This is a genomic window from Micromonospora sp. CPCC 206060, from assembly GCF_036906895.1.
Taxonomy (GTDB): Bacteria; Actinomycetota; Actinomycetes; order Mycobacteriales; family Micromonosporaceae; genus Micromonospora.
The window spans coordinates 1-1,405 of sequence record NZ_JBAKHU010000226.1 but is presented as its reverse complement, the minus strand read 5'-3'; the positions used below and the strand labels follow the sequence as shown (position 1 = coordinate 1,405).

General features: G+C 65.9%; 2 protein-coding genes and 1 pseudogene. 2 read left to right on the top strand and 1 reads right to left on the bottom strand.

The window, feature by feature from the left end:
• Together V6U90_RS33415 and V6U90_RS33410 are read left to right on the top strand one after the other, a co-directional pair.
• Nucleotides 1–205: hypothetical protein (locus V6U90_RS33415; RefSeq protein WP_334445176.1), on the top strand; the 205-nt coding region annotated here is incomplete at its 5' end.
• A 191-nt stretch (nt 206–396) separates the two neighbouring features.
• A pseudogene (locus V6U90_RS33410) lies at nt 397–609 on the top strand (IS630 family transposase); the annotation flags it as partial.
• A 30-nt stretch (nt 610–639) separates the two neighbouring features.
• Here V6U90_RS33410 and V6U90_RS33405 read toward each other — a convergent pair.
• Complete coding sequence (locus V6U90_RS33405) at nt 640–1,245, bottom strand: hypothetical protein (protein ID WP_334445174.1); 606 nt, start codon at nt 1,243–1,245, stop codon at nt 640–642.
• Nucleotides 1,246–1,405: the final 160 nt, after the last annotated feature.

Sequence of the window (1,405 nt, the reverse complement as noted above, 5' to 3'; positions counted from 1 at the left end):
CTCAGAGGGCACTTTCTATCTCCGGGGTCCCGCCGACCCGACATTCATCGGTGGATCGAGGCTCAGGACGCTGCTGATGCCGTTGCTGTTCGTCGTGCTGGTAATGGGTGCGTTCAATGCTGGGGGGTCACCGTCCGGATCGCTGGCGAGGACCAGCATCGAAGTAGCCGCCACCCGAAAGCTCCACGCCGCGGGCATCCGGTGACCCGCCGCTGCACCCCTGATCCCGTACGGCCAGCCCGGCCACGGCGGTGGTTACTGCGGTCGCGCGGCTTCGCCAAGGAAGCATCGGAGCCTACGATCATTGTCCATAGAGGTCCGCGTATGCGGCATGTCCGTCGCAGACATCGTCAATGATGCGGACCGAGGAGTGTGCACAGCGTACCCGGATGCAGACCGACCGAGGCGCATTTCGGGCCGCTGCGTACCTTCGACATCGCCGGCTCCGATCACCCCAACCGCCCTGGCCCGCAGCCTGCGCGCCCACCTGCGTTGGCGCACACCAACGCCCGTCACCCCGACGCCCTGGCCACCCAGCGCCGCCACCGCGCCAAGATCCGCAGCGAACGGCAACGCCGCTGGGGCCAACCAGCCAGCCGAGCCGCGTAGCCTACCCGGCCACCGCTTGTTGCCAGAGCACTAGACGACGGAGAAGTTCTTCCAGGCGACGTTGTTGTTGAACTGAGCGTTCTGGTAGGCGTTCGTTCCCTCGTAGAGCATCGGGTCATCCGGCGACACCCAGCGATACAGGGTGGAGACGAGTCCCGGGCCTGAGGTGGTCCATGGGAGCAGCACGGTCGTGACGCCGGGCGGGACCGTGACGATCGCCGAATTGAGGGGTGTCCAGTCGGCCGGCCAGACTGCGGAGCCGCCCGCATAGGTGAAGTAAAGGCGCAGGGTGCCAACGTCGGTGCCAGATCCGTACGGCCCCGGGTTCCGCAAGGTCACGAAGATGTAGCTGGTCGTGTAGGCGGGCGCGCTCACGCCGGTTGCGCACGGGACGGTGGTGGGGCAGACCTTGACGTCGGGGCTGTTCCAGTAGGGAACACCCGGGGTGTTCGGCTCGAGACCGGTGTCCCCGACGTAGTCCATGATGTAGACGTCCTTGGTGTAGATCCCGACACCGCCGTCCGAACCGCCGGCCATGGCGGCACCGCTCATGGGAATGGTCATCAGCGCCGCCAACAGCGCGGCGAAGAGCAGTCGACCCGCCGAGCGGCATACGCGTGCTTGCACCGTGGACATACGGTTTCCCTCCGTCGCTTACCGGATTGTGGGGCGGAAAATGTCGAGCGCTGAAGTGGGAGCCTTCTCACCGGTCGACAGAACGACTGTAGGGCAGTGAGCCATTCCGGGTAAGCCTCTGACTACCAGGAGCGCTGTCCGGGATGAGGGATCATGGGCG